Source organism: Ruthenibacterium lactatiformans (assembly GCF_000949455.1).
In the GTDB taxonomy this organism is placed as follows: Bacteria; Bacillota; Clostridia; order Oscillospirales; family Ruminococcaceae; genus Ruthenibacterium; species Ruthenibacterium lactatiformans.
Genome location: NZ_JXXK01000069.1, coordinates 1 through 5397, shown reverse-complemented (window position 1 = coordinate 5397; position 5397 = coordinate 1). Strand labels below are relative to the sequence as shown.

Below are 5397 nucleotides of genomic sequence, written 5' to 3'. Positions count from 1 at the left end.
AGCCGGCACCTACCTATTTTCCCAGGTCGTCTCCAACCAAGTATCTTCGGCACAACCAAGCTTAACTTCTGTGTTCGGAATGGGAACAGGTGGAACCTTGGCGTCATCGGCACCGGCTATGAATGTGCTTGAAGCAATTGCTTAAAGCCTAGCCTCTACATATTCTCTTTTTCCTTCTGAAGGTCATACCTTCAAAACTGAACAACTACTGCGCTCTCTTGGGCAAATGCAGAACCTTCAAGAAGATTGTGGTCAAGCCCTCGACCGATTAGTACTCGCTAGCTGAACACGTCACCGTGCTTACACTTTGAGCCTATCAACCTTGTAGTCTTCAAGGGGTCTTACCTGATTATCTCAGTGGGATATCTTATCTCCAGGCCGGCTTCACGCTTAGATGCTTTCAGCGTTTATCCGATCCGCACATAGCTGCCCAGCTGTGCCACTGGCGTGACAACTGGTGCACCAGAGGTGCGTCCATCCCGGTCCTCTCGTACTAGGGACAGATCCTGTCAAATATCCTGCGCCCACGACAGATAGGGACCGAACTGTCTCACGACGTTCTGAACCCAGCTCGCGTACCGCTTTAATTGGCGAACAGCCAAACCCTTGGGACCGAATACAGCCCCAGGATGCGATGAGCCGACATCGAGGTGCCAAACCTCCCCGTCGATGTGGACTCTTGGGGGAGATCAGCCTGTTATCCCCAGGGTAACTTTTATCCGTTGAGCGACGGCATTTCCACTCACATACCGCCGGATCACTAACTCCAACTTTCGTTACTGCTCGACCCGTCAGTCTCGCAGTTAGGCTGGCTTATGCGTTTGCACTCTTTGGCTTGGTTTCCGTCCAAGCTGAGCCAACCTTTGAACGCCTCCGTTACTTTTTCGGAGGCGACCGCCCCAGTCAAACTGCCCGCCTAACAATGTCCCCCGACCCGATTCAGGGCCGCAGGTTAGAATTCCAATATCACAAGTGTGGTATCCCAAGGCTGACTCCACACAGGCTGACGCCCGTGCTTCCATGTCTCCCACATATCCTGTACATGTAATATCGAAACCCAATATTAGGCTGCAGTAAAGCTCCATGGGGTCTTTCCGTCTTGTCGCGGGAAACCGGCATCTTCACCGGTACTACAATTTCGCCGGGCGGGCTGTTGAGACAGTGCCCAAATCATTACACCATTCGTGCGGGTCAGAACTTACCTGACAAGGAATTTCGCTACCTTAGGACCGTTATAGTTACGGCCGCCGTTTACTGGGGCTTCGGTTCAGTGCTTGCACACATCCCCTTAACCTTCCAGCACCGGGCAGGTGTCAGCCCGTATACGTCATCTTTCGATTTAGCACAGACCTGTGTTTTTGCTAAACAGTTGCTTGGGCCTATTCTCTGCGGCTCACTTTCATGAGCACCCCTTCTCCCGAAGTTACGGGGTCAACTTGCCGAGTTCCTTAACAACCCTTCTCCCGTTGGCCTTAGAATCTTCTTCCTACCTACCTGTGTCGGTTTGCGGTACGGGCGCCTTAGATATACACAGGGCTTTTCTCGCCACTCTCCATGCTGGACTTCCCTACTAAATTTCAGTCCCTTTCGACCGGGTAAACCAACACCCGGCACCAACACTTCAAATGTGTCCCCCTGCTTAAATCTTTCGGCGGCTACGGAATCTCTACCGTATGTGCATCGGCTACGCCTTTCGGCCTCACCTTAGCTCCCGGCTAACTTGGAGCGGACGAACCTTCCTCCAAAAACCTGAGGCTTTCGGCCATGATGATTCTCACATCATTCGCGCTACTTATTCCGGCATTCTCACTTGTGTACAATCCACATCCGCTTTCGCTAATGCTTCGCCTCGTACACAACGCTCCCCTACCCATCCTTGCGGATGCCTAAGCTTCGGTGCAGGTTTTAGCCCCGTTGAATTTTCGGCGCAGAGTCACTCGACCAGTGAGCTATTACGCACTCTTTAAATGAGTGGCTGCTTCTAAGCCAACATCCTGGCTGTTTTCGCAACTCCACATCCTTTTCCACTTAAACCTGCTTTGGGACCTTAGCTGTAGATCTGGGCTGTTTCCCTTTCGACTATGAGACTTATCTCACATAGTCTGACTCCCATGCATCAATTTTCCGGCATTCAGAGTTTGATAGGCTTCGGTACCCTCTCGGGCCCTAGGCCATTCAGTGCTTTACCTCCGGAAATCTAACATGAGGCTAGCCCTAAAGCTATTTCGGGGAGAACCAGCTATCTCCGAGTTCGATTGGAATTTCTCCGCTACCCACAATTCATCCGCCGCCTTTTCAACGGAGGTCGGTTCGGTCCTCCATGGGGTTTTACCCCCACTTCAACCTGATCATGGGTAGGTCACTCGGTTTCGGGCCCAATGCATGCAACTCAACGCCCTTTTCAGACTCGCTTTCGCTTCGGCTTCATTGCTGAACAACTTAACCTTGCTGCATACATTCGCTCGCCGGACCGTTCTACAAAAAGTACCACATCAGACTTTGACGTCCTCTGTGTGCTTGTAGGCACAGGGTTTCAGGTTCTTTTTCACTCCCCTCCCGGGGTGCTTTTCACCTTTCCTTCACAGTACTATACGCTATCGGTCACTGGGTAGTATTTAGGCTTGGAGGGTGGTCCCCCCGACTTCCGACCGGGTTTCACGTGCCCAGCCGTACTCTGGATTCTAGTCGCTCGCTTCGTCTTTCGCTTACATGGCTCTCACATTCTTCGGCGTGCTTTCCCACACACTTCAGCTAGACTCTGCGATACTTGTACTAGTCCGTAACCCCAACGGTATTTCTACCGCTGGTTTGGCCTCTTCCGCGTTCGCTCGCCACTACTAGCGGAATCTCGGTTGATTTCTCTTCCTTGCCCTACTTAGATGTTTCAGTTCAGGCAGTTCCCTACATACACCTATGAATTCAGTGTATGTTACACGGACATGACTCCGTGTGGGTTTCCCCATTCAGAAATCCGCGGATCAATGTTTATTTGCAACTCCCCGCGGCTTATCGCAGCTTATCACGTCTTTCTTCGGCTCCCAGTGCCAAGGCATTCGCCCTGCGCCCTTTTTAGCTTGACCGTTATCTTTCTTGCTCGATTCTTCCATTTGCCAACAAAAGAACTTTGAAATTGTAGATTTCTTTTAAAATCTCTTTCAAATGATGAATGCTTCCTGGTGGAACATCCATCCTTTTGTCTTTACGCAGTCTTTGTTCAGTTTTCAAGGTACGACGCTTTGGAGAGTCCTTCCCTTTCGGAAAGTGGTGGGCTCAAGTGGACTCGAACCACCGACCTCGCGCTTATCAGGCGCGCGCTCTAACCACCTGAGCTATGAGCCCAAATTGGTGGAGATGAGGAGGCTCGAACTCCTGACCCCCTGCTTGCAAAGCAGGTGCTCTCCCAGCTGAGCTACACCCCCACGCTCTTCGCATAAGGTTTCGCTTTTCTGAGTTCCCTTTTCAGGGCCCTCAAAATTAAACAATATCAATCTGCTCTCCGTTTCCCCTTGTACCAGACATCGGTTACTTCTGTATCCGTGTCTGCCTGACTCCTTAGAAAGGAGGTGATCCAGCCGCACCTTCCGATACGGCTACCTTGTTACGACTTCACCCCAATCACCAGTTTTACCTTCGGCGGCGTCCTCCTTACGGTTAGACTACCGACTTCGGGTCCCCCCGGCTCTCATGGTGTGACGGGCGGTGTGTACAAGGCCCGGGAACGTATTCACCGCGGCATGCTGATCCGCGATTACTAGCAATTCCGGCTTCACGCAGGCGGGTTGCAGCCTGCGATCCGAACTGAGACTATTTTTGTGAGGTTTGCTCCACCTCGCGGTATCGCTTCTCTCTGTTAATAGCCATTGTAGTACGTGTGTAGCCCAGGTCATAAAGGGCATGATGATTTGACGTCATCCCCACCTTCCTCCGTTTTGTCAACGGCAGTCTCGCTAGAGTCCTCTTGCGTAGTAACTAACGATAAGGGTTGCGCTCGTTGCGGGACTTAACCCAACATCTCACGACACGAGCTGACGACAACCATGCACCACCTGTCTGGATGTCCCGAAGGACTTCCCTAATCTCTTAGGTATGCATCCGATGTCAAGACCTGGTAAGGTTCTTCGCGTTGCTTCGAATTAAACCACATACTCCACTGCTTGTGCGGGCCCCCGTCAATTCCTTTGAGTTTCAACCTTGCGGTCGTACTCCCCAGGTGGATTACTTATTGTGTTAACTGCGGCACGGAAGGGGTCAATCCTCCCACACCTAGTAATCATCGTTTACGGCATGGACTACCAGGGTATCTAATCCTGTTTGCTACCCATGCTTTCGAGCCTCAGCGTCAGTTAGTGCCCAGTAGGCCGCCTTCGCCACTGGTGTTCCTCCCGATATCTACGCATTCCACCGCTACACCGGGAATTCCGCCTACCTCTACACCACTCAAGACTGACAGTTTTGAAAGCAATTTATGGGTTGAGCCCATAGATTTCACTCCCAACTTGCCAATCCGCCTGCGCTCCCTTTACACCCAGTAATTCCGGACAACGCTTGCACCCTACGTTTTACCGCGGCTGCTGGCACGTAGTTAGCCGGTGCTTCCTCCCAGGGTACCGTCATTATCGTCCCCTGGGACAGGAGTTTACAATCCGAAGACCTTCTTCCTCCACGCGGCGTCGCTGCATCAGGGTTTCCCCCATTGTGCAATATTCCCCACTGCTGCCTCCCGTAGGAGTCTGGGCCGTGTCTCAGTCCCAATGTGGCCGTTCAACCTCTCAGTCCGGCTACCGATCGTCGCCATGGTGGGCCGTTACCTCACCATCTAGCTAATCGGACGCGAGCCCATCTTTCAGCGGATAAATCCTTTGACCCCTGTGCCATGCGACACTGTGGTCTTATGCGGTATTAGCATTCGTTTCCAAATGTTGTCCCCCACTGAAAGGCAGGTTGCTCACGTGTTACTCACCCGTTCGCCACTAAGCTGAACTCTCTTCCATCCGAAAACTTCAGAGAAAACAGCTCCGTTCGACTTGCATGTGTTAGGCGCGCCGCCAGCGTTCGTCCTGAGCCAGGATCAAACTCTTCATTAAATGGTATTTAAACCAGCTAATGCTGAATTCAAATCTCTGTAATCTCATTACGCAATCGCTTGCGTCCTGCATTACTGCTTTTTAAAAGGAATTTTTATAGTGTTTTCCACACTCTAAAAGGGTTCCGTTAAGCTTCTTGATATTGTTTAATTTTCAAGGTCCTGTGCGTCCCTCTCGCGAGGCAGCTTATTTATTATATCAGGTCCAGCCCTTTTTGTCAAGAACTTTTTTCTGATTTTTTTCGAGCCGCTTCGCTCTCTTTTTTCGAGACAGCCTGTTTATTATATCAGCTTCCGTCCTTCTTGTCAAGAAC

General features: G+C 51.3%; 2 tRNA genes and 3 rRNA genes. All 5 read right to left on the bottom strand.

What is annotated here, in order from left to right:
• The 5 genes from rrf to TQ39_RS19470 all read right to left on the bottom strand — a co-directional run bounded on the left by rrf (nt 1) and on the right by TQ39_RS19470 (nt 5084).
• Nucleotides 1-117, bottom strand: a 5S ribosomal RNA gene (gene rrf, locus TQ39_RS19490).
• 131 nt (nt 118-248) lie between these two features.
• Nucleotides 249-3080: ribosomal RNA gene (locus tag TQ39_RS19485) — 23S ribosomal RNA — on the bottom strand.
• A gap of 182 nt (nt 3081-3262) precedes the next feature.
• Nucleotides 3263-3339: transfer RNA gene (locus tag TQ39_RS19480), tRNA-Ile, on the bottom strand.
• 4 nt (nt 3340-3343) lie between these two features.
• Nucleotides 3344-3419, bottom strand: a tRNA-Ala gene (locus TQ39_RS19475).
• A 137-nt stretch (nt 3420-3556) separates the two neighbouring features.
• A 16S ribosomal RNA gene (locus TQ39_RS19470) occupies nt 3557-5084 on the bottom strand.
• The 16S, 23S and 5S rRNA genes sit together here with 2 tRNA genes alongside, the layout of an rRNA operon.
• Between the last annotated feature and the right edge of the window lie 313 nt (nt 5085-5397).